The 22362-nt window shown below is 67.6% G+C and carries 21 protein-coding genes; 10 read left to right on the forward strand and 11 right to left on the reverse strand.

Annotation, left to right across the window (positions count from 1 at the left end; all coding sequences use genetic code 11):
• The first annotated feature begins 52 nt into the window (after positions 1-52).
• Both QRN16_RS21140 and QRN16_RS21145 read left to right on the forward strand, forming a co-directional pair.
• Entirely contained in the window at positions 53-727 is a 675-nt protein-coding gene (locus QRN16_RS21140) for a hypothetical protein (RefSeq protein ID WP_027504400.1), read from the forward strand.
• A gap of 46 nt (positions 728-773) precedes the next feature.
• A complete protein-coding gene (locus tag QRN16_RS21145; protein WP_285189777.1) occupies positions 774-1823 on the forward strand; it encodes an ABC transporter substrate-binding protein in 1050 nt (349 codons plus the stop codon).
• A gap of 13 nt (positions 1824-1836) precedes the next feature.
• On the opposite strand, the gene ilvD is transcribed toward QRN16_RS21145, so the two are convergent.
• Positions 1837-3675 (reverse strand): dihydroxy-acid dehydratase, encoded by a 1839-nt coding sequence (gene ilvD / locus QRN16_RS21150; protein ID WP_285189779.1) that lies wholly within the window; start codon positions 3673-3675, stop codon positions 1837-1839.
• Positions 3676-3774: 99 nt separating this feature from the next.
• Here ilvD and QRN16_RS21155 point away from each other — a divergent pair, with 99 nt between their 5' ends.
• The gene (locus tag QRN16_RS21155) at positions 3775-4611 is read left to right on the forward strand and encodes a helix-turn-helix transcriptional regulator (protein WP_285189781.1); all 837 of its coding nucleotides are present in this window, start codon (positions 3775-3777) and stop codon (positions 4609-4611) included.
• A 38-nt stretch (positions 4612-4649) separates the two neighbouring features.
• On the forward strand, positions 4650-5609 hold the full coding sequence (locus QRN16_RS21160) for a phosphoglycerate dehydrogenase (protein ID WP_285189782.1): 960 nt from the start codon (positions 4650-4652) through the stop codon (positions 5607-5609).
• 52 nt (positions 5610-5661) lie between these two features.
• Here the strand turns inward: QRN16_RS21160 and QRN16_RS21165 are convergent, their stop codons facing one another.
• The 3 genes from QRN16_RS21165 to QRN16_RS21175 form a co-directional block, all read right to left on the reverse strand.
• Positions 5662-6615, reverse strand: a complete 954-nt coding sequence (locus QRN16_RS21165; RefSeq protein ID WP_285189784.1) for an ABC transporter substrate-binding protein — start codon at positions 6613-6615, stop codon at positions 5662-5664.
• 38 nt (positions 6616-6653) lie between these two features.
• Positions 6654-6866, reverse strand: coding sequence for a hypothetical protein (locus QRN16_RS21170; protein ID WP_285189786.1), 213 nt, complete (start codon positions 6864-6866; stop codon positions 6654-6656).
• Positions 6867-6942: 76 nt separating this feature from the next.
• Positions 6943-7179 carry a hypothetical protein gene (locus QRN16_RS21175; protein ID WP_222639806.1) on the reverse strand — a complete coding sequence of 79 codons (237 nt, stop codon included), beginning with the start codon at positions 7177-7179 and terminating at the stop codon, positions 6943-6945.
• Between the two features lie 226 nt (positions 7180-7405).
• Between QRN16_RS21175 and QRN16_RS21180 the strand changes: the two genes are divergently transcribed.
• The 4 genes from QRN16_RS21180 to QRN16_RS21195 all read left to right on the forward strand — a co-directional run bounded on the left by QRN16_RS21180 (position 7406) and on the right by QRN16_RS21195 (position 14314).
• A complete protein-coding gene (locus tag QRN16_RS21180) occupies positions 7406-7756 on the forward strand; it encodes a VOC family protein (RefSeq protein ID WP_285189792.1) in 351 nt (116 codons plus the stop codon).
• A gap of 153 nt (positions 7757-7909) precedes the next feature.
• Positions 7910-9253 (forward strand): MFS transporter, encoded by a 1344-nt coding sequence (locus tag QRN16_RS21185; RefSeq protein WP_285189794.1) that lies wholly within the window; start codon positions 7910-7912, stop codon positions 9251-9253.
• Positions 9254-9370: 117 nt separating this feature from the next.
• Positions 9371-13783, forward strand: a complete 4413-nt coding sequence (locus QRN16_RS21190) for a non-ribosomal peptide synthetase (RefSeq protein ID WP_285189796.1) — start codon at positions 9371-9373, stop codon at positions 13781-13783.
• A 48-nt stretch (positions 13784-13831) separates the two neighbouring features.
• Positions 13832-14314: a DUF2231 domain-containing protein gene (locus tag QRN16_RS21195; protein WP_222639846.1), complete on the forward strand. Its 483-nt coding sequence runs from the start codon at positions 13832-13834 to the stop codon at positions 14312-14314.
• Positions 14315-14337: 23 nt separating this feature from the next.
• Here the strand turns inward: QRN16_RS21195 and QRN16_RS21200 are convergent, their stop codons facing one another.
• The 5 genes from QRN16_RS21200 to QRN16_RS21220 all read right to left on the reverse strand — a co-directional run bounded on the left by QRN16_RS21200 (position 14338) and on the right by QRN16_RS21220 (position 19197).
• Entirely contained in the window at positions 14338-15228 is an 891-nt protein-coding gene (locus QRN16_RS21200) for a M56 family metallopeptidase (protein WP_222639849.1), read from the reverse strand.
• Positions 15225-15605, reverse strand: a complete 381-nt coding sequence (locus tag QRN16_RS21205; protein ID WP_222639852.1) for a BlaI/MecI/CopY family transcriptional regulator — start codon at positions 15603-15605, stop codon at positions 15225-15227. Before QRN16_RS21205 ends, QRN16_RS21200 begins: the two co-directional genes overlap by 4 nt.
• 99 nt (positions 15606-15704) lie before the next feature.
• Entirely contained in the window at positions 15705-17555 is a 1851-nt protein-coding gene (locus QRN16_RS21210; protein WP_285189802.1) for a putative bifunctional diguanylate cyclase/phosphodiesterase, read from the reverse strand.
• A gap of 158 nt (positions 17556-17713) precedes the next feature.
• On the reverse strand, positions 17714-18178 hold the full coding sequence (locus QRN16_RS21215; protein WP_285189803.1) for a hypothetical protein: 465 nt from the start codon (positions 18176-18178) through the stop codon (positions 17714-17716).
• 80 nt (positions 18179-18258) lie between these two features.
• Positions 18259-19197, reverse strand: a complete 939-nt coding sequence (locus QRN16_RS21220) for an SDR family oxidoreductase (RefSeq protein WP_222650895.1) — start codon at positions 19195-19197, stop codon at positions 18259-18261.
• Positions 19198-19372: 175 nt separating this feature from the next.
• Between QRN16_RS21220 and QRN16_RS21225 the strand changes: the two genes are divergently transcribed.
• Positions 19373-20227 carry a helix-turn-helix transcriptional regulator gene (locus QRN16_RS21225; RefSeq protein ID WP_027504415.1) on the forward strand — a complete coding sequence of 285 codons (855 nt, stop codon included), beginning with the start codon at positions 19373-19375 and terminating at the stop codon, positions 20225-20227.
• A 53-nt stretch (positions 20228-20280) separates the two neighbouring features.
• Here QRN16_RS21225 and QRN16_RS21230 read toward each other — a convergent pair whose 3' ends face one another.
• Positions 20281-20961, reverse strand: a complete 681-nt coding sequence (locus QRN16_RS21230) for an SDR family NAD(P)-dependent oxidoreductase (RefSeq protein ID WP_285189808.1) — start codon at positions 20959-20961, stop codon at positions 20281-20283.
• Positions 20962-21047: 86 nt separating this feature from the next.
• On the opposite strand from QRN16_RS21230, the gene QRN16_RS21235 reads away from it, so the two are divergent.
• Positions 21048-21875 carry a helix-turn-helix transcriptional regulator gene (locus QRN16_RS21235; RefSeq protein ID WP_056446440.1) on the forward strand — a complete coding sequence of 276 codons (828 nt, stop codon included), beginning with the start codon at positions 21048-21050 and terminating at the stop codon, positions 21873-21875.
• Positions 21876-21893: 18 nt separating this feature from the next.
• Here QRN16_RS21235 and QRN16_RS21240 read toward each other — a convergent pair whose 3' ends face one another.
• Positions 21894-22352 (reverse strand): MarR family winged helix-turn-helix transcriptional regulator, encoded by a 459-nt coding sequence (locus tag QRN16_RS21240; protein WP_285189810.1) that lies wholly within the window; start codon positions 22350-22352, stop codon positions 21894-21896.
• Between the last annotated feature and the right edge of the window lie 10 nt (positions 22353-22362).

The raw sequence follows: 22362 nt of genomic DNA on the forward strand, positions 1-22362 counted from the left end.
GGTAGTCCCGAGTGAAGCGCGGCACCCGCGCACCGAGAGAGGACGACCCTCGATGGTGAGCGCGGGGAACCACGACGGCGGGCTTCGCACGTCGATCATCACCGACATCGTGGATGTCTGTGTCGATCTGACGGGCGCCGACGGCGCCGCCCTGGTTCTGGTCCCGCCCGGCGACTGGTCGGTGCAGAATGTCGCGCACGTGACAGACACGACGGCGGCCCGCGTCGCACGGGAACTCCAGGCAATCGGGCTCGGTCCGGTCGTCGACGCTCTCGCCGACGGTGCGGTCCACGATGCCGCGGTGGAGGATTCACTCGATCGCCTGCGGTGGCCGCAGGTGACCGGCGCCCTTAGCGTCCTGGGCGTCGGGTGGCTACGGGTGTTCCCTGTGGGCCCCCGCGCCCGACCGTCGGGAACCTTGCAACTTCACCGACGCACCTGGAGAGGTCGAGGGTGGTCGACGGAGCTCGACGGCCCTCTCGGCCGACTGGCGCACTCTCTCGGCACTCTGTGCGCCACCGACTTCGCCGCCGAGAACGGTGCACAGCCCGGCCCCGACACCGACGTGGTGCACACGGCGATCGGAATGATGGCCGCCAGGCACGAGCTTTCCGTATCCGCCGCATCCGCACTTCTGCGCGCGGTCGCTGATTCTCACGGGCGCTCGTCGGTGGCGCAGGCACGGGTCATCGTCGATTCAGTCGGGCGACGGGGAACCGGCACCTGACCTCGTTGATTGCGTCATAAGGGCAGCCTACCCTTAGCATCAAGGCATGATGCGTATTCCCGGCAGCGTTCCACGATGGACGAGACGCTCGATCACAGTTCTCATCGCCGCCGTGGCGGTGACCGCGCACCTCGTCGGCTGCAGCTCGTCGGACTCCGCTGACCCCGGTTCGGCGACGACCGCCGATGCGTCGTTCCCGAAGACGTTGCGGCACATGTACGGCGAGACCGTCCTCGACTCGACACCCGCCCGCGTGGCCACCTGGGGTGCCGGCGCCACGGATGCCGTGCTGGCTCTCGGGGTGATGCCGGTGGCCATGCCGTCGACCACGTACGGCGGCGGTGACGACCTGACGTACCCGTGGATCGCCGAGTCGATCGCCCGGAACGGCGGTGAGGCACCGGCTCTCCTGGACGACGTTTTGGGTCCCCTGTCGGTCGAGAAGCTCGTCGCAGCCGACCCCGACGTCCTGCTGGCACCACATTCCGGCCTCACTCGGAGCGAGTACGACGCGGTCACATCGGCCGGCATTCCCGTGGTCGCACCGCCGTCCGAGCTCTGGTCGACTCCGTGGCGAGACACGATCGGTGTCACCGGTGAGGTTCTCGGAAAGAGCGTCGAGGCAACGGAACTCGTGTCAGAACTGGACCAGCAGGTCGTCGATGCCGGCGCAGGACACCCCGAGTTCCGAGACCGAACCATCGCCTACGTGTCCGAGGCGCACGACGTCTACTACGTCCTGCTTCCCTCGGACCCGCGCGTCGAGTTGCTCGAGAACCTGGGATTCACGTCCGATCCGTCCGTCACCGAACTGGCGACCGGTGATTCCACGTTCTCGACCGCGGTGTCGTCCGAGGAGATCTCCCGAATCGATGCCTCTGTCGTCTTCACACAGGTGGACACGGACGCGGCACTCCGGGAGTTCCTGTCATCCGACGTGTCGCGGCAGATCCCCGCTGTGGCGGCAGGTGCCGTCGCCGGATTCGTCGGCCAGGAAGCCGGGGCCGCCATCGGCCCGACGGCACTGACGATTCCCTACTTCCTCCCGACTCTCGTCGACGGCTTGGCGACGGCGGTCGACGCAACGGAGCGGTGACGAACCACGGGACTCACCGGAGCGAATCGACGTCGCGCACCGCACCCTTGTCTGCGGACAGTGCGAGCGCGGCGTACGCACGGAGAGCGACGCTCACCTCGCGCTGCCTGTGGCGGGGCCGGAAGCCGTCGAGGGCAGAACGCCGTTGCGCGAGCACGCTGTCGGCGACGTCCAGTGTGATCGAGCGGTGCGGGATGTCGATGGTGATGCTGTCCCCGTCCTCGACCAGAGCGATCACGCCACCCGCGGCCGCCTCCGGAGACACGTGCCCGATCGACAGACCCGATGTCCCGCCGGAGAAGCGGCCGTCGGTGATCAGCGCACACGATGCCCCGAGGCCGCGACCCTTGAGAAATGCTGTCGGATAGAGCATCTCCTGCATTCCGGGCCCACCGCGCGGACCCTCGTACCGCACGACCAGCACGTCGCCGGCCACGATCCGTCCGGACAGGATGGCGTCACATGCGTCCTCCTGCGACTCCACGACCACGGCCGGGCCGGTGAAGGTGAGGATGGAGTCGTCGACGCCCGCCGTCTTCACCACACACCCGTCGGCGGACAGGTTGCCGCGCAGAACCGCCAGGCCGCCGTCGGCCGAGTACGCGTGCTCCACATCGCGGATGCATCCGCCGGCGGAGTCGAGATCCAACGTCTCCCAACGCTCGGACTGCGAGAACGCAGTGGCGGAACGCACGCATCCCGGTGCGGCGTGGAACAACTCGATCGCGGCCTCGTCGGCACACCCGGACCGGACGTCCCACCGGTCGAGCCAGTCGGCGAGAGACTCCGAATGCACCGTGTGCACGTGATCGTGCAGATGCCCGCCCCTGCGGAGCTCACCGAGAATGGCGGGCACTCCACCGGCGCGGTGCACGTCCTCGACGAGGTAGTGCCCGTTGGGTGCCACCTTGCACAGACATGGGACCATCCGCGAACGCTTCTCGATGTCGTCGAGGCTGTAGTCGAGTTCAGCCTCGCGTGCCGCGGCCAGGAGATGCAGGATCGTGTTCGTCGATCCACCCATCGCGATGTCGAGGGCCATGGCGTTGTCGAACGCAGCGCGTGAGGCGATCTGCCGAGGAAGGACCGACTCGTCGTCGTGGTCGTACCACCGACGGCACAGATCGACCACGGTGCGCCCGGCATTCTCGTAGAGGTCCCGACGCGCCGTGTGCGTGGCGAGCGTGGTCCCGTTGCCCGGCAGAGCGAGCCCCAGCGCTTCGGTCAGGCAGTTCATCGAGTTTGCCGTGAACATGCCCGAGCAGCTCCCGCACGTGGGGCACGCTGACTCCTCCACGCGTTCCAGGTCCTCGTCCGAGACGTCACCGGCGGCAGCATCGGACATGGCGGACACCAGGGTGAGTCGGGTTCGCACGGTGCCGTCGACGAGCACTGCGGTGCCACCCTCCATCGGACCGCCCGAGACGAACACCACCGGGATGTTCAGTCGCAGTGCGGCCATGAGCATCCCGGGGGTGATCTTGTCGCAGTTCGAGATGCACACGAGAGCGTCCGCGCAGTGTGCGTTCACCATGTACTCGACGGAGTCGGCGATGAGATCGCGGGAGGGCAGCGAGTAGAGCATCCCGCCGTGTCCCATCGCGATGCCGTCGTCGACCGCGATCGTGTTGAACTCGCGCGGAATGCCGCCGGCTGCGGTGATCGCGTCCGAGACGATGCGGCCGACCGGCTGGAGATGGGTGTGGCCGGGAACGAACTCGGTGAAGCTGTTCGCGACGGCGATGATCGGCTTACCGAAATCGTCGCCGTTCACCCCCGCGGCGCGTAGTAGCGCGCGGGCCCCCGCCATGTTGCGTCCGTGCGTGACGGTTCTCGATCGAAGTGCAGGCATGGGGACGACGATGCCGGTCGAGTGCCGCCGCAGGAAGACAGCTCCGGTACTGGTATCACCACCACCACCTTCACGCATGGACGATCGTAGAGTTGCCGTGTGACCACCGACCGGGACTTCGCCGCGCGCCGTGAGCTGGGAGCTTTCCTGCGCGCCCGCCGCTCGGCACTGCCACGGTCGCGGCTCGGGTTGCCGCCCGTTCCGCGGGGCCGGTCGACAGGCTTACGTAGAGAGGACGTCTCGTCGCTGTCCCATGTCAGCGTCACCTGGTACACCTGGCTCGAACAAGGGCGGGACATCCACCCGTCACGCCAAGTCCTCGATGCCGTCGCCGCGACGCTCCACCTCACGCCTGCCGAGCACGATTACGTTCTCGACCTCGCGGGACACCCGCCGACGCCGACCCCGTCGAGCGCGGAGACGACGCCTCCGGCCGTGCAACGTCTGCTCGATGCCCTCACCGATTTCCCCGCGTTCGCTCTCCGTCCGGAGTGGACGATCGCCGGATGGAATCGTGCGTACCGTGCGTTGTTCCCCCGCATCGAGACCGTGGAGGCAGCGGACCGAAACCTTCTGTGGCTGGTCTTCACCGACCCGTACGTGCGCGAGTTGCTCCCGCACTGGGAGTCCGACAGCAGACGCTTCCTCGCAGAGTTCCGGGCGGACGGAGGCGCCGCCCTCGGCACTCCCTCCTTCACGGACCTGGTCGATCGGCTCCGCTCGACGAGTGACACGTTCGCCGACGGGTGGGACAACCGCGACATCGAGGGATTCGCCTCGCGTGAGCGCGTCTTCCGGCACTCTGTCGTCGGAGAGTTGCGCTTCGAGCACCACCAGTTGGCGCCGACCGATCACAAGGACCTGAACATCGTCGTCTACCTTCCTGTCGCGGGCACCGACACTCGCGAGAAGGTGCAGCGCCTGATCGGCGAGTGACGCCGATCCGGATCGGCACGGACATGAAAGAGGGACAGATGGCTACCGTCCTCATCACCACCGATTACCTCCACCCCGGCGACGACGTCGACACCCTGCTCCGTGCGCACGGTCACGAGACCGTCCACTCCCCCGCCGTCGGGCCCCGCCCCGACGGTGAGATGGCCGCGCTCCTCGCCGCGAGTGACGCTGCCATCATCGCCAGCGAACCCGTCACCGCCGCCATGCTGCGCGCGGCCCCGTCCCTCAGCGTGATCGCGCGCAGCGGAGTCGGATACGACTCGATCGACATCGAGGCCGCCACCGCTCACGGCGTCCTCGTCTGCAACACCCCCGGAGCCAACCGCCATGCGGTGGCCGAGATGACCCTCGCTCTGCTCCTGATGTGCGCGAGGCGGATCGGCGAGACCACCGACGGTGTGCGGCGCGGAGAGTGGCCACGCCACGACACTCGACAGCTACGGGGCGCGACTCTCGGCATCATCGGCCTCGGGCCGAGCGGACGGGCCGTCGTGGACCTCGCTCACGCGTTCGGCATGACCGTCCTGATCTCCACCGGCCATCCCGACCCCGCACTCGAGGTCACCTACGTCGACAGAACCACTCTGCTCCGCGAGTCCGATTTCGTCAGCCTCCACGCCCGTGCCGGCGGCGCACCCGTCATCGACGCCGCGGCACTGGCCCAGATGAAACCCTCTGCCTACCTTGTCAACACGGCCCGCGGATCGATGGTCGACGAGGATGCCCTCGTCGACGCGCTCCGCGACCACACCATCGCGGGAGCGGCGCTCGACGTCTTCGCCACCGAACCACCGAACCCGGACAACCCGCTCCTGGCCATGCCCACGGTCGTGGCCACCTCACACCTGGCCGGTCAGACCCGCGAGGCGCGCACCGATGCGGGTACCGCGGCCGCCGAGTCCGTCGTCGCAGCACTGGCCGGTCGGCCGGCCGCGGGTGCGATCAACGAGTCGGCGGTGGCGACGAGACGACCCTGAGCCGCCGCCGGACGGGGCCCCTGGACCATGCAGGAGTACCCCCCGGTCGGCGTCAGGTCGACGAGCTCGTGCGGTCGACGGCGTCCGCAAGGCGGTCGAGCCAGTCCGCGTACTCGGCATAGGTGGTGGGACGCTTGTCGTCCCAGTCCAGAACATGGCCCGAGGTGACCGCAGGAATGGAACCGTAGACGGGTGAGGCGTCCAGCACCTCGCGGCTCGCGGGGTACTCGAGAACGATGTCGGCAGGGTACTGAGCCACGTTCTCCCAGCTCACCGTCGCCCACGGTCCGTCGAATCCCGGACCCGCGAGACCCACGCCGAGGTCCGAGAGCAGTCCCAGCACCGACAACTGTTCCGTTCCGATGTACACGGCGTCGGCGGCCGCGTTGACGGGCAGCACCGTCACGCCGGGACTCGCGGCGACAGCATCGCGCACCCGCTGTTTCGCCGCGTCGTAGTCCGCACGGTCGGATGCGATCTCCGGGGAGTCCACGTCGGCGCCCAGTGATGCTGCGAGCGAACGGTATTGATCCAGCGTTCCGTCGAGCGACGAGGACGGATCGATGCCCAGGAAGGGAGCGACGACGTTGATCTGCTCGGCCTGCGCTGCCTCCCACCAGATCCAGGACGTGGGATCGGTCTCGGCGGAATAGCCGACGACGAGGTCGGCGCCCATAGTCGCCGCCACCTCCGTCTCGAACACCGCATCCGTACCCACGACGGTCATGGAATCGAGGTCCGCGTCACCGAGACCCAGCCCGTTGGTGATGCCGTAGCCGTAGACCCCGGCAGGGCGAACACCGTAGTCCCACAGTGCGGCAGCCGAGTACGCGTCGACAACCACCGTGTCCGGCGGTGCGTCCAGCGACACGGTGTTGCCGAAGGCAGTGGTGTGAGACCACCCTTCCCCACCGGAACTGCTCCCGGACTCGGTGGAACACCCGGCGACAGCCAGAGCGAGGGCAGCGAGGAGAGCGCCGGCGCGCCCGGCGGAGATGGTCGACATGTCCGAATGTTAGCGCAGGCTTACCTCACTTCAGTGAGTCACCGTCTGCGTGAACGGCGGGCCCCTCCGAGATTGACGACCAGCGCAACGAGCGCCAGCACTACCGCCACGACCCACGCATCCGGGTCCACCGCGTGTACGAGGATCACGGCACCGAGGACGACGAGCGCAGCAAGCGCGACCACCCCGAGCCCGGGGCCGCCGAGCGCTGTGCGGGTGCGACGGTCCAGAGCACCGAGTCGTGTCCTCACACGTCGACCCTACGACGTCGAGTCCACCGCACCGGATCGCGTCGATCCCGTTCGCGGAGGTTCCAGAGTTCGGATCTCAGGCCAGCGCGAACCGGGTGCGCAAATTTTGCGTCTGCCGGTGCAGCTCTCGCAGAGTCCGCTTGTGTGTCGCGGCCTGCTGCTCGTGCCACGTACCGGTGGGCGCGTCCCCCCTGGCCCGAGCTTCTGCGGCGAGCCGACGCGCGTCCTCGAGTTGAACCGATACGGTCGCGATCTCGTCGTCCAGCGCCGCGAGAAACACCCGCGCCTGCGCCACGTCCGAATCGTCCGCCACCCCGGTTCGCCTCCATCGTCATCGACCGTGCCGGTCCAGTCACTCACGATAGCGAGCCGAGCCTGCTGCCACACCCCTCACAACTCCCGTGTACCGGACGATCCGGTGCAGTGAACCGTGTACAGCACGGTCAGCTGCACCGGATCACGCACAGCGGGCGCGTGGTCGATGAGTTCCCGACCTAGCGCCGGTCCACATCAGTGACATCCGACGAGAGGACGAGCCCATGATCGACCACGTACTGACCGTCGTACCCGTGCGCGACATCGATGTCGCACGCGAGTGGTACACGCGCCTGCTGGGACGCGAACCCGACAACAACCCCATGCCGGGTCTGATCGAGTGGCAGATCGTGCCGGGGGCGTGGATGCAGGTGTTCCTCGATGCCGACCGGGCCGGCCGGACGCGGTCGAACCTCGCCGTCGACGACCTCGACGCTCACACCACCGAGCTCGCGGGCCGCGGACTCGCCGTCGGCGACACCACGGACGCCACCAACGGAGTTCGGCTCACGCCGATCACCGATCCCGACGGCAACGTCATCACCCTGATAGGCGGTTTCCGGACGGTGTACTGACCGACCCGACGATCGGGACGAATGTGTGCAGCCGAGTCACACGATGCGATCGAAAGTCAGAGTCATCCACGGTGCCCATGTCCTGTGGACGTTCGGATCAGCTCGAGCACAACGGGTGACCGCGGGACAGCTCGTACGCCAGTGTCGGAGTACATGACTGCCCTCACGGACTCGGCCTCGTTCGAACCCGATGCCGACCGGAGCAAGCGCCTTCGCACGGTCGTGGCGTCGAGCCTCCTCGGCACCACCGTCGAGTGGTACGACTTCTTCCTCTACGCCACGGCGGCGAGTGTGGTGTTCAATCGCCTGTTCTTCCCGGATCAGTCGTCCTTCGTCGGCACCATGCTGTCTTTCGCCACCTTCGCCGTCGGATTCGTGGTGCGCCCCATCGGTGGAGTCGTCTTCGGATACTTCGGAGACCGTATCGGCCGCAAGAAGACACTGGCGTTGTCGATGCTGATCATGGGTGTGGCGACCACCCTGATGGGCGTCCTGCCGACGACCGAGGACGTCGGTCTGCTGGCTCCGATTCTGTTGTTGCTGTTGCGCATCGCACAGGGTTTCGCTCTCGGCGGCGAGTGGGCCGGTGCCGTGCTTCTGGCCGTCGAGCACAGCCCGGCGCGTCGGCGTGGATTGTTCGGAAGCATCCCGCAGGTGGGTCTCGCGCTCGGCCTCGCGTTGGGCACCGGAATGTTCGCCCTGCTGCAGGTGATCTTCGACGAAGAGCAATTCCTCTCCTACGGCTGGCGCATCGCGTTCCTCGTCAGTCTCGTTCTGGTGATCGTCGGTCTGGTCGTGCGCCTGAAGGTGGAGGAGACGCCGGCGTTCCGCGAGGTGTCGGAACTCCAGCAGCGATCGAGCGCACCGATCAAGGAGGTGTTCGCACGGCGCCATGCGCGAAGCACCGTCCTCGGACTGCTGTCGCGATGGGGCGAGGGTGCCGCCTTCAACACGTGGGGTGTCTTCGCCATCACCTACGCGACGACACAACTGAAGTTCGACAAGGTCTCGGTCCTGCTCGTGGTCACCGTGGCGGCAGTGGTGATGGCGGTGCTCATCCCGGTGTCCGGGGTGCTCGTGGACAGGGTGGGCGCCAAGCGTGTGTACATCACCGGCATCGCGGTCTACGGGCTGGCCGTGTTTCCCGTGTTCGCCCTCTTCGACACGGGCAGCCTGTGGCCCTTCGGACTCGGACTGGTCCTGGTGTTCGGCATCGTCCACGCCACCTTCTACGGAGCACAGGGCACGCTGTACGCGAGCCTGTATCCGACCGAGATCCGCTACACCGGCCTGTCCGTGGTCTACCAGTTCTCCGGGATCTACGCCTCGGGCGTGACGCCCCTCGTTCTCACCGCTCTGATCGCCGCGGCGAGCGGGTCACCCTGGCTCGCGTGCGCCTTCCTCGTCGGCACGTCGGTGATCAGCGTCATCGCCACGGCGCTCATTCGCGAGGAAGACCTGCATCTGTCCGCGACGTCGGTCGTGGGGAGGACGTGAATCAGTACCCCATCGCGCATTCCGTGCCGCCGTCGGAGCCGCCGCTCGTGGTACTACTTGATGAGTAGTAGTCACGAGTGGGACGGGGGGTGAGGGGACATCGACGGACCCCTGCCCTTGACATCGGCGCAAGCTGCCGTCTGGTACGCCCAGCACGTGACCCCCGATCTGCCGTTCACGATCGCCTACTGCGTCGAGATCACGGGTGACCTCGATGTCGACGCGCTGCGCCTCAGCGCCACCACCGCCCTGGCCGAGTATCGGTCGTCCACCCTGCGCGTCCGGGACATCGACGGCCGGCCGTGTCAGACCTTCGTGGAAGCGACGCCCGACGTCGACGTGCGTGATCTCCGAGAACTCGACGACGCCGCCGACGCCGCCCGCCATGCGATGCGCAGCGCCTGTGACGACCTCCTCCCGTTCGACGGGCCCCTCGTGACCTCGACCGTGTTCCGCGTGCAGGACGACCGCGTCCTCTGGTTCACCCGCGCGCACCACATCGCCCAGGACGGACACACCAGCATGTTGGTGCTGGCGCGCACCGCCGACCTCTACGCGGCGAGCGTGCACGGAAAAGCCGTTCCCCCGATCGACATTCCCACACCGGAGATGCTGCTCGACGAGGACACTCGGTTTCGCGCGTCGGCCCGCTCGACACGCGACGAGACATTCTGGGCCGAACTGGACGCGGTGTCCGCGCGATCCGCCGTTCGACTCGGGCGCGTCCATCGTCCGCGCCCGGTCTCAGTCCGGACGGGACCAGGGTCGGCAGTTCCTACCGACACGCCCGAGGCTGCCGGCCCCTCGACGTCATATGCGACCACGGCGACGATGATCGCCGCCTTCGCCGTCCTGCTCTGCCACATGACCGGTGCTCGCGACATCCGGTTGTCCCTCCCGATCTCGGTGCGCGCCGATGCGATCAGTAGGCGCGCGGGGTCCACGATGTCGGCAGTCGCACCGCTCGTTCTCACAGGTATCGGTGACGGGACAGTCGGCGACGCGATCGCTCTCACGGAGAAGTCACTCAGCGCCGTGTTGCGGCGGTCCAGGACCGCTGTGACGGCCCGACGAGTCGCCGCGGCAGGCGCCCCGGGGCACGAAAGTTTCGGTCCGACGGTCAACATCATGATGTTCGCCGAGGACCTGCCCATCGGCGACCTGTGCGGCACGTTGGAGATTCTGACGACGGGTCCGGTGTCGGACCTCGCGGTCAACATTCATCCCGCCGTCTCCGGTGGCGCACCCCGCGTCGACATCGAAGGCAATCCCGCTGCCCACACCGCCGCGGATCTCGACAGGCTGCGTCGTCGCTACCTCCGACTGTCGGCAGAGTTCGCTCGCCCGGAAACCTCCGACACCCTCGTCTCCGCACTCGACATCCGACTTCCCGGAGAGATGGACTCGGCACCCGCATCGGTCGGACCGACCGCGAGCGCGCCGACGACACTGGCCGACGTGTTCGATGCCGCCGTCCTGCATCACGGGAACTCGCCGGCCATCACGGGAGACGGCCGAGTCGTCACGTATGCGGAACTGGCCACCCACGTCGATGCGCTCGCGCGCATACTGCGCGAACGCGGGCTCGGACCCGAAGATCCTGTGGCTGTTCGGGTTCCGCGCTCGGTCGAGGCGGTCGTGGCCTTCTGGGCAGTCATTCGTGTCGGCGCCGCGTACGTGCCGATCGATCCGGACCTCCCGGTCGCGCGCGCCCGGTTTCTTCTCGAGGACAGCCGGGCGACGACGGCACTCGGAGACGCCGGGCCACACGTCGGCAACGGCGTCGGCCCGGTGTGGATTCCACTCGTCGACCGTGCCGCGACACCCAGATCGGGTGCCCTGGTCGGGTCGATCCGCCGAGATCCGAGGACCGCCGCGTACATCATCTACACCTCCGGTTCGACCGGCGCCCCCAAGGGAGTCGTCGTGACACACAGCGGTATCGGGTCGTTGGTGGATCACATCCGATCGCACTACGGCCTCGACACCTCCTCGCGTGTCTGCCTGTCGGCCGCGCCGGGATTCGACACCGCGGTGGTCGAACTCCTGGCAGCCGCCGCGACCGGATGTGCCCTGGCGGTCGCGCCGCCGAACGTGTTCGGTGGACCGGAACTCACCGACTTCGCAGTGCGTGCCGGCGTCACGCATCTCTTCGTCACCCCCTCCGCTCTCGCCACACTCGACATCGACCGGGCTGGGTCCATCGGTACCGTCATCGTCGGCGGAGAGGACGCGCCGGATGACCTCATGACCCGATGGTGTTCAGGTCGAGTGCTTCTCGATGCATACGGCCCGACCGAGACCACGTGCAGTGTCACGATGACCGGGCCCCTCGCCGACGGGGATCCATCTGGAATCGGGCGCGCCATGACCGGTGTACGCATTCATCTGCTGGATGCACAGCTTCGACCCGTCACTCCCGGCGCGATCGGTGAGATCTACATCGAGGCGGCTGGTCTGGCACGCGGCTATCTCGGACGATCTGCGATGACCTCGGCTCGCTTCGTAGCCGATCCGTTCTCGTCCGACTCACGTCTCTTCCGAAGCGGCGATCTCGCGCGGTGTCTCGTGGACGGCACTCTCGAATACCACGGTAGAACGGACGATCAGGTCCAGATCCGCGGCAACAGAGTCGAACTCGGTGAGATGGAGAGCGCGATGCGTCGGCACACCGCCGTGTCCGCTGCCGCGGTACGGGTCGGCCGGAGGTCCGACGGCACTGCTCGACTGGACGGTTATCTCGTTCCGGTGGGTGCCGGCGTCGATGTCGACGACATGCGTCGGTTCCTGTCACGCAGTCTCCCTGCACACATGATTCCGAGCACCATCACTGTCGTCGAGGCCATGCCCCTCACCGCCAATCGCAAGGTGAACAGGGAGGCCCTTCCCGAACCCGAGGTTCCCGTGAGCTCGACCTCCGCGCCGTCCGGCGCGATGCAGACGCTCGTCGCTCGAGCATTCTGCGAGGTACTGGAGTCGACGACGGTCGATGTCGCACTCTCGTTCTTCGACATGGGTGGGGACTCACTGGCAGCCACGCGCGTGGTGTCGCGTCTGCGCACCGCCACCGGGACGGACGTCGGGGTACGGGACATCGTCGACGCGCCGACAGTCCGTGCGCTCGCTGCAGTCCTGGACTCCAGAGTCTCAGGCTCACCGGAAGAGCGCGTGACCCGTGCACGAGAAGGTCTCGCGAACGCTGCGCACGGAGTTCCCCTGGCTCCACAGCAACGGGACATCGATCGCGATTCGCCACTCCCCCTCTACAATCTGCCGTTCACCCTCGACATCACAGGACCTTTCGACGTCGATGCCGCATCGCGAGCGTTCGACGATCTGATCGAGAGACACCCGACGTTGCGGACGACGTACCCGGATTCACCGGACGGGCCCCGTCAGGTCGTCGAGCGAGACCCGGAGCCTGTCACGATCGACGCGCTTCCCTTCACCGAGACGACCATGCGCGACATTCTCGCCGCTCCCTTCGACGTCCGGTACCGACGCCCCTTCCGAGTTGCGATTCTTCACGTCGCGCCGGACCATGCGGTACTCGCGTGCGTCGTGCACCACATCGCTGCGGACGGGTGGTCACTCGGGATCCTCGCGGCCGATTTCACCATTGCCTATCGCGCTCGAACCCGAGGTCGTTCACCGGATCTCGTGTCGATACCTCTGAGCTATGGCGATTACAGCGTCTGGGCGGCGGCCCGTCCGACGAGCGGAGATCTCAGTTTCTGGGCCGACGAACTACGCGGAGCGTGTTTCACCGCGACTCTGCCCGCCGGCCGCCCCCTGCCCTGCGTCTGGTCCTACACCGCGGCGCGAGACACCACCCACGTCGACAGCGAGACCGTCCGACACATCGACGCCGTGGCGCGACAGTGCGGCGTCGGACGTTTCACGGTTCTCAGAACCGCACTACTCGTCGCACTGAGCAGAGCGACGGGAGCCGAGGACATCGTCGTCGGCACGCCGGTCGCCGAACGGAACGATCCGGCGCTCGAACAGATCGTGGGCACGTTCACCACCACGGTGCCCGTTCGTACCGATCTGACGTCGACGTTCTCGATGTCCGATGTCGTGCGGTCCGCGCACGCGAGCGAGACACGGGCGCTCGACCACACGTCGGTACCTCTCCACGCCATCGCAGCGCAACTCGATCCAGGACCACACCCGTTGCGGCACCCTCTCTTTCAGATCGCACTCTCCTACGACGTGATGCAGGCGGACGTCGTCACGCTGGACACCACACCGGACGGGACGCCGACCAGAGCCACGGTTGAGCCTCGCCCCCTCGACACCGCGAAATGCGATCTGCACGTTCACGTCGTCGAGCATCGCGAGTCGCCTGGCGATCGACTGGAGGTGGCCATCGTGTATCCCACCGCGGTGTACGACGCCTCGACGATCGAGGATTTCGGCCGGGAACTCGCCCGCGCACTGCAGGACCTGATCGACGAGCCGGGAGCGTCGTGGCGCCGGGAGACCATGGTCGACCAGCAGACCGACCAGTTACTACACGATCTGTAGTATGTGTTCGTGCGGCACGGCGCCGCGCATCCGACCATCGGAGCTCCAGTGTCGACGATCAACGGTCTGCCCGCCCACATCCTGCTGGTCCACTTCATCGTCGTTCTCGCGCCGCTGACTGCCGTGCTCGCCATTCTCGCCGCTGTCGCACGACCCGTCCGATCACGCCTGGTGTGGCTGATCGCTGTGTCGGCCGCCCTCACCCTGATCCTGACGCCCCTGACCACCGACGCCGGCGAGTGGCTCGAGAAGCGGGTGCCGCGATCACCGGAGGTGCACGCGCACACAGAGCTGGGTGACGCGATGATCTATTTCTCGGTCGCCCTCGCCGTCGTGGCGGCCCTGGTGGTCGCCGTCCATCTGAGGGAACGCCGGGGCGGGTCCGTGCGACACCCCTTCACGATCGCCGTGGCGGTCCTGGCGATCGTCGTGGGCGGCGCGACCATCGTCCAGGTGTACCGGATCGGTGAGTCGGGCGCCCGCGCGACGTGGAGCGACGTGCCCGCAGCAGGGGTCGAGAGCAGCGAGTGACAGACAGGTCCGTCGCCCCTGACTCAGTGCAGGACCGAGGTGGCTGTCTCTCCACTCTCGGGCGCCACGACGTCCTGTGTGACGTCCGCGAGAATGCCGATCACCATGGCCATCACCACGACGACGACGGCCACCGCAGCGATGACGGGCGCGTTCCGCGGGCGGGGAGCAGGGGCGCTGAGAGCTAGAGCCCGGGCGACGACATCGCCGCCGGCGCCGGGCACCGTGTAGGAGACCGTCTCCCGATCGACGCCGCCACGCAACAGCGCCGCTCGGGCGAGTGCTGTCATGACGGTGACCCTGTCGGAGGCCTCTGCCGCACATTCGTCCGCGTGCCGTTCGACGGCATGTCGCACCCGTGCCACGGACGGACACAGAACGGGGTCGAGCAGTGCGGACACCTCGACGGCCTGGGTCCACAGAGCGTGGCGACAACGTAGATGTGCCCGCTCGTGGTCCAGGACTGCGCGGACCTCTGCATCCGACAGGGCGTCCAGTAGACCGGTCGTCACCACCACGGCACCCCCACCCGAGGGGACCGCGAAAGCATCCGGCTCGGACGTCTCGACCACGACCACTCCGTCGGAGCGCGCAGCGACCCTGCCGAACCGTGCGGTGCGACGGGCACTGGCGACGACCCGACGAAGATGGCGCACGACGAGCACTGCTCGCCACGCCGACCACAGGATCACGGCTGCACCGATCACGGTCGCCGGCCACGTCGACGACGAGAGGAGAACAGCGGCGACAGCGACCAGTGACGCGGTCACCGAACACGCCGCCACGGTCGTCAACGATGCGAGCACCACGACCGCCCGGGCCGGGGACACGTCACGATCGACCCTGCGGCACCAGAGCCTCACCATCACCGACAGTGTCCACGGTGCTGCCGCGACCACGACGAACCCGATCACGATTCGTTCGTGTCCGGGGAACCGTGACGAGACAGCAGTTCGCGTAACACGAGCTCGTCGTCGGGGTCGAGACCGGACACGAAACTGGCGAGAACATCCGCCCGAGCCTCACCGGCGTCGAGTTCCGAACGCATCCGCATCGCTGCACGCAGAGCCGGCAGATCTTCGTACGGCGCGGTCAGGCGGTAGACGAACGATCGACCCTGTCGCTCCCTGGTCACGAGACCCTTCCCGTGAAGTCGGACCAACGCGGTCATCACCGTCGTGTGGGCCAGATCGTCCTCGAGGAGTGTGCGTACTGCGGACACCGAGAGTTCGTCGTGCTGACCGAGAAGCCGGAGGACCGCCTTCTCCAATGCACCGGGTTCCCTACGCATCGGCCCGGGTGCGTTGCCTCGACATACAGCGAGTGTAGTGGGCACCTCGCGTTTCCGACTGCCGACGCATGGCCGTCCGAGTTCGGCTCGCGGCGACTGTCAGACCTCGCGAACCGTCCCCGCCCGTGGCGCACGGAGCTCCAGCACGGCGGTGGTGCGCTCGGCGTCGACGGGTCTGCCGAGCAGGAACCCCTGCGCCAGATCGCATCCCGTCTCGGCGAGTGCTTCGAGTTGCGCGCGGGTCTCGACGCCTTCTCCCACGACGGTCATCTCGTACGCCTTGGCCAACGCGACGATGGCGGTGACGACCGCACGGCCCCGCCGGGTGTCGAGTGCGTCGATGTATCCCTTGTCGATCTTGAAGCACTCGAACACCGGAAACCGTTCGAGGTAGGCCAGGCTGCTGTGACCGGCGCCGACGTCGTCGAGGAGCAGCGCGACGCCCATCTCGGTCACCGCGCTGAGGTTCCGGGCGACGCGTCCGGTGTCGGCGAGCCACACCGTCTCGGTCACCTCGAGCCCCAGGGCCTGTGGCGGTAGGCCGGTCTCCCGGAGCACCGACGCGACCCGGCCGGGGAACGCCGGATCTCGCAACTGGAGCGCGCTGACGTTGACCCGCACGGTGATCGAGAAGTCCCTGCGCCATGTCGCCGCCTGGCGGCACGCAGTGCGTAGCGCCCAATCCCCCAGTACCGCAGCCAGACCGGTGCGCTCGGCCACCGCTACGAACTCGGACGGCTCGATCTGCCCGAGCGTCGGGTGATTCCAGCGTGCGAGTGCTTCGACGGACACCACCTCCCCTGTCGCGATGTGCACCAAGGGTTGGTACGCGAGGGTCAACTCGTCCTCGGCCAGGGCAGCCCGCAGGTCGACCGACAGGGAGCGGACACGGTCGGCGTCGTAGTGATCGTCCTCGGCGTCGAAGACGGCATGCGCTCCGCCGCCGCCGTCCTTGGCGCGGTGCAGCGCCAGATCGACGCGCCGCAGCAACTCCCGCACCGTGACGCCGGGCTCGGACACCGCGATACCTATCGAGGCACTCATCGGAATGGGGGCATCGGCCGCGGACGGCGGCGCGGCCAGCGCAACGGTGACACGGAACGCGAGATCCTCGGCGTTCCGGGCGTCGTCGAAGCCCCCGCAGACGACGAGAAACTCGTCACCTCCGAAGCGATACACCGCGTCCCGCGTTCGGACCGCAGCGACGAGACGCTCGGCGAACCGGACCAACGCGCGGTCGCCGGTGTCGTGTCCGAGGCTGTCGTTGATGATCGCGAAATCGTCGACGTCGAGGAGGAGCAACGCCACCTCGTCGCCCTGCGCACGCGCGCGAGTCAACGCATCGCCCACCGCCGAGTAGGCCCGCGTGCGGTCCGGAAGTCCCGTGAGTGGATCGTGATCGGTCTGTTCCCGGAGAAGCCGCGAGAGGTCGACGCGTTCGAGCGCTGCGGAGAACACTCCGGCCACCGCCGACAGGAACGCGATGTCCGTGTCGTCGAACAGATTCGGTTCCGCCCCGAACACGATCAGCGCGCCCCACACCCCGGCGCTCGTCGTGATCGGCACAGCGGCGCCGCTGCGAAAGCCGACCGACGACATGGTGGACGTGTCGAACCGTGTCTCTGTCTCGCCGTCCGAGCAGACGGTCAATCGACCGTGCGCCAGAGCGAATCCGGCCAGGGAGCCGGCGCCGGACCGCACCTCGACATCGGTGCGCAGCACATGGGTGACCGCGTCGATGCGCAGAAACGGATCCTCCGGACTCTCGTGCCGAGCGAGCGCCGCGGACGCTACCCCCACCAGGGTCGCCGCGGTGGGAGTCGCTGCGGCGGACACCTCGTCCAGGTCGGCGGAGACGGCGAGCCCACTGAGCCTGGCGAGCGCGGTCTGCGCCAGCGCGAAGCGTCGGGATGCACGAACGTCCGCGAGGACACGGGCGGGGATCGTCACCATCACTCCGTTCGGCGTCTGTGAGTCGATGGTCGGTTCGACCACGGGCACACGTCACGAGCGACAAACCCCGACATTCACGGCTTATGACCCGTCCAGCATCGCACGTCGATCGTTCCGTGGCCGTGCGAACGCCGACGGAGCCGAATGCACTCGTGTCAGGGGGCGGTCGGATAGTGACCGTCGGGTGCGTTGCTGACCACCAGGCTGCGACCCCGAAGGTCGTCGGGGAGCATGTCACGCCATCGCAGCGCCTCGTCGAGGTCGGTACTGGTCCACAGAGCCGACACCAGTTCGTCACGTCCCGTCGCGCGCGGCGATCGCAGTTCCACCGTGTACACGTACGGCAACGGATGGGGGCCGGTCATCGATGGTTCCCAGTCCGCGCGGTCGACTACCCGGCCGTCCGGACCCTCGATGTACTGCACCCGTGCTCCCCAGGCCGCGCAGTACGCGCGAGCCGTCCGCACCGCCGACGACACGTCGGCCGCTGCCCGCACCACCACGGTGTCGCGGTCGTCGATCAACCACACCAGGAACCGACTCGAGGGTTCGATGTCGGACGTGCCCATCACCTCGAGGAAGTCACACGAGCGCGGCGTCGGTTGAGTGCGATGAACCATGAAACACATTCGCACACGATCGCCGATCGGGATGCGTGCTCTTCCTCACCACGCGTGGTGAGGGTCCGGCGCCCCGGTAGTCAGTCCGGGAACCCGACTCCGGCGAGCTCGGTCGACAGTTCCCAGACCCGTCGCGCCTCCGCACGATCGCGCAGCCGCGAGTACAGCTTCTGCGGTCCGGGACGCCCACCGAGGTGCCCGGGTCCCGCCGGCCCGTGGAAACTTCCGGACGTCATATCGACGGCGGTCGCCGCGTACAGAGCCGGCAGCGCAGCGGTCTCGGTGGTGCCGACCAGTATTCCGCGACGGGACAGGGCCGCGATCACGCGACGGCTCGTGGTCTGCGAGGTCCGGTCGAGCTCGGGTCGCGCGGCGAGCAGACCTGTCGGCGCGATTCCGGGGTGCGACAGATGACTCGAGATACCCCAGCCACGCTGCGCGCTGAGCCGTCCCAGTTCGAGGCCGAACAGTCCGAAGGCGATCTTCGACTGGCTGTAGGCGCGCATTCCGTCGTACGACCGTTCCCAGTTCAGGTCGTCCCAGTTGATCGATCCGCTGTTCGCGGCAATGCTGATCTGTGAGACGACGCGGGCGCGCCCTGCTCGCAGCAGGGGAAGCAGACGGCCCACGAGCGCGACGTGGCCGAGGTGGTTCGTGCCGAACTGCAGCTCGAATCCGTCCGACGTCGTCCGTCGCGACGGTGGAGTCATCACGCCGGCATTGTTCACGAGGATGCCGATCGGTCTGCCCTCCGACGACAGCGTGTCCGCGAGTGCGGACACGGAGTCGAGCGACGAGAGATCGAGGCGCCGGAGTGAGACGTCGGCGCTGGGATGAGCCTGCCTGATCGCGTCGATCGCCGCCTCCCCCTTGCTCTGCGAGCGAACGGGCAGGACCACCTCCGCCCCTGCTGCCGCGAGGCGACGGGAGAGGACGAGGCCGATGCCGTCACTGCCGCCGGTGACGACAGCTCGGATACCGGAGAGATCGGGGACGGCGATGTCGATGGTGTGTCTCATGGGTCGCTCCTGATGGGTGTGAGGTGTCGTGTCGACGACGTGTGACCTCACCGTGCCGGGGTCCTCCCCCGACAACCAGGACTCGTCGATCCCCCGATGGCGGGTCGCCCCTTGCGCGTGAGAGGGGGATCGACAGACCCTGGTCGGCGCACGCGCCACGCGATAGGAAGAAGCAATGGAGATCGACAGAGCAGGGCTGGCCCAGTTTCTCCGGGGTCGCCGCAGCGCACTGCAACCCGAGGACGTGGGTCTTCCACGAGGGCTGCGACGTCGGACCGACGGGCTGAGGCGCGAAGAGGTCGCGGCACTGAGCCACATGTCGACCGACTACTACGCCCGTATCGAGCGGGAGCGAGGACCCCAACCGTCCGAACAGATGGTCGCCTCGATCGCACAGGGACTGCATCTCTCACTACCCGAACGCGACCACTTGTTCCGGCTCGCCGGCCACACCCCACCGACGCGCGGGGCCGTCGGCGATCACATCGGTCCGGGCCTGCTGCGCATATTCGACCGACTGCACGACACTCCCGCCGAGATCGTCACAGAGTTGGGAGAGACGCTGCGGCAGACGGCACTCGGTGTCGCGCTCACCGGTGATCAGTCCGGCCGCACCGGGCCCTCGCGCAGCATCGGGTATCGGTGGTTCGCCGACCCGGCGAGCAGGAACCTGTACGCCCCCGAGGATCACGCGCACCTCACCCGAACATGGGTGTCCGGCCTACGCGAGGTCGCCACTCTTCGCGGACCCGACTCGCGCGCTGCGCGTCTCGCGGCGACGCTGCTTCAGGAGAGCGACGAGTTCCGCACCGTCTGGGAGCGGCACGAAGTAGGAGTGCGGCCGGCCGAGACGAAGCGATTCGTCCACCCGGATCTCGGCCGCCTCGAACTGTCCTGCCAGACGCTCGTCGATCCGCTGCAGTCCCATTTCCTTCTGGTCTACACCGCAGTTCCCGGCAGCCCGAGTCACGAGAAGCTTCAGCTGCTCCCCGCGCTGGGAACACGAACGTCCACGACACCGGGCCCGTGACGAACACGCAGTCACGTCGAGGAATCTGTGCCATCAGCCGAACGACCGCCTGCTCACAACTCGATCCGCCCGGTGCGGTCGTGGAACTCCCCCGTGGGTCCGTCGCTGCCGAGCAGGGCCAGGCGAACGGTGGCGTCGGTTCCCTCCGCGACGGTCTGATGCCCGGTGTTCCCGTTGAGGTCGGTGGCCGTGTAGCCGGGGTCGGAGGCGTTGATTCGCATCTCGGGGATGTTCTTGGCGTACTGCACGGTGAGAGCGATGACGGCTGCCTTCGAGGCGGCGTACGGGATGGCGGCGACGGGGAACTCGTCCCGACCGGGATCCTGGAGGAAGCGGCCCATTCCCACACCCGAGGCCACGTTGACGATCACCGGGTTCGACGACTGCCGCAGCAGCGGCAGCGCTGCTTGCGTCACCCGGACGATGCCGACGACGTTGGTGTCGAGGGTGTCCGCCATGGAGTCGGCGTCCAGGTCGTCGACACCGCCGCCGTGTCCGATGACGCCGGCGTTGTTGATCAGGACGTCCAGTCGGGGAAGTGACGACACCGCCGCGGTGACCGAGTCGGTGTCCGTCACGTCCAGCCGTACCACGTGTGCGCCGAGTGCGTGGACGTCGTCTGCCCTGTCGGGGTCGCGGACGCCGGCGTACACGTCGACACCGGAGTCGACGAGTCGTCGCGCCGTCTCGAGTCCGAGGCCCTTGTTCGCTCCCGTGATGAGTGCTGTTGTCATGTCTCGATCCTGTGGCCCGGTGACGTGCAGGTCCAGGTACTGCCGGTACCACCCGCGCTCCGGCGACGCGGTGCACGATGGTGTGCATGAGTGAACTGTCGACGGTGCTCCGGGCTTGGCGGGACCGGACTCGACCGGAGGAGGTCGGCCTGCCCGCCGTCCCCGGCAGACGAGCACCCGGACTGCGCCGTGAGGAACTCGCCACGTTGGCGTCCATCAGCGTCGACTACATCGTCCGCCTCGAGCAGGGGCGGGCGCGGCACCCGTCGGCGCAGACCGTCGCCGCGTTGGCGCGAGCGCTGCGACTGAACGACGAGGAAGTGGATCACCTGTATCGGGTGGCCGGACTGGCATCACCGAACGGGCGCCTCGTACCGCACCACATCGGGCCCGGAGTGCGGCGCATGGTCGACCGCCTGGACGACGTGCCACTGGCGGTCTTCACGGCCGCGTGGGACATCGTCCATCACAACGGCCTCTGGGCAGCCATCAGCGGGGACCCCGCACTGCGACACGGTGTCGACCGCAATGTGGTGTGGCGCCATTTCACCGACGACTTCACCGGCGTCGGCTACGACGACCGCCATCACGAGGAATTCGGCGAGGACCTCGTCGCCGATCTCCGAGCGGCACACGCCCGCTATCCCGACGACCCGTATCTGACCACCCTCGTCACCCGACTCCGGGCGAGGAGTGCGGACTTCGACGCTCGCTGGGGTCGCGCCACCATGTCGGTGCACAAGGCAAGCCGCAAGGTGATGACGACGCCGGTGGGACCGATCGCCGTCGACTGCGATGTGCTCACGGCACCGGGCAGCGATCTGCGCATCGTGGTCTACACCACCGTTCCCGGCTCCGAGGACGAGCAACGTCTGGAGTTGCTGCGCGTCGTGGGCACGCAGACTCTGGTATGAGCCGGTCGGGCGGAGCGACTACGCGCGGTTCTCGTCGCCGCGCAGAGCCTGGACGATGCTCTGCAGACTTCGAAACGCACTGTCCCGCTCGGCGTCGGTCATTCCGGACAGCATCCTGACCTCCACCGACCGGACCGCCGCGGTCGCCTGTTCGAGGCTGCGGCGACCACGCGCGGTGAGACGCGTCGGAAGCGCCTTCCCGACGGGAGCCTCCGTCGGCCGGGTCACGAGACCCTCCCGCTCGAGCGTCTGCAGAAGCACATTCATCGACTGACGGGTCACGAAGGCACCGCGTGCGAGTTCGGAATTCGACGACCCCGGCCGTTGGGCCAACAATTCGAGGCACGAGTAGCGCGTCACGGTCATGTCGAGCGGGCGCAGCACCTCCTCCATCGCCGTTCGCAGTGCGCTGGAGGCTTCCTTGAGGGCGTAACCGATCGACGTCTCCAGGTCGATACCCACGCCGTCTTGACTCATGTCAGCATTC

The organism is Rhodococcus sp. MEB041, assembly GCF_030208955.1.
Classification (GTDB): domain Bacteria; phylum Actinomycetota; class Actinomycetes; order Mycobacteriales; family Mycobacteriaceae; genus Rhodococcoides.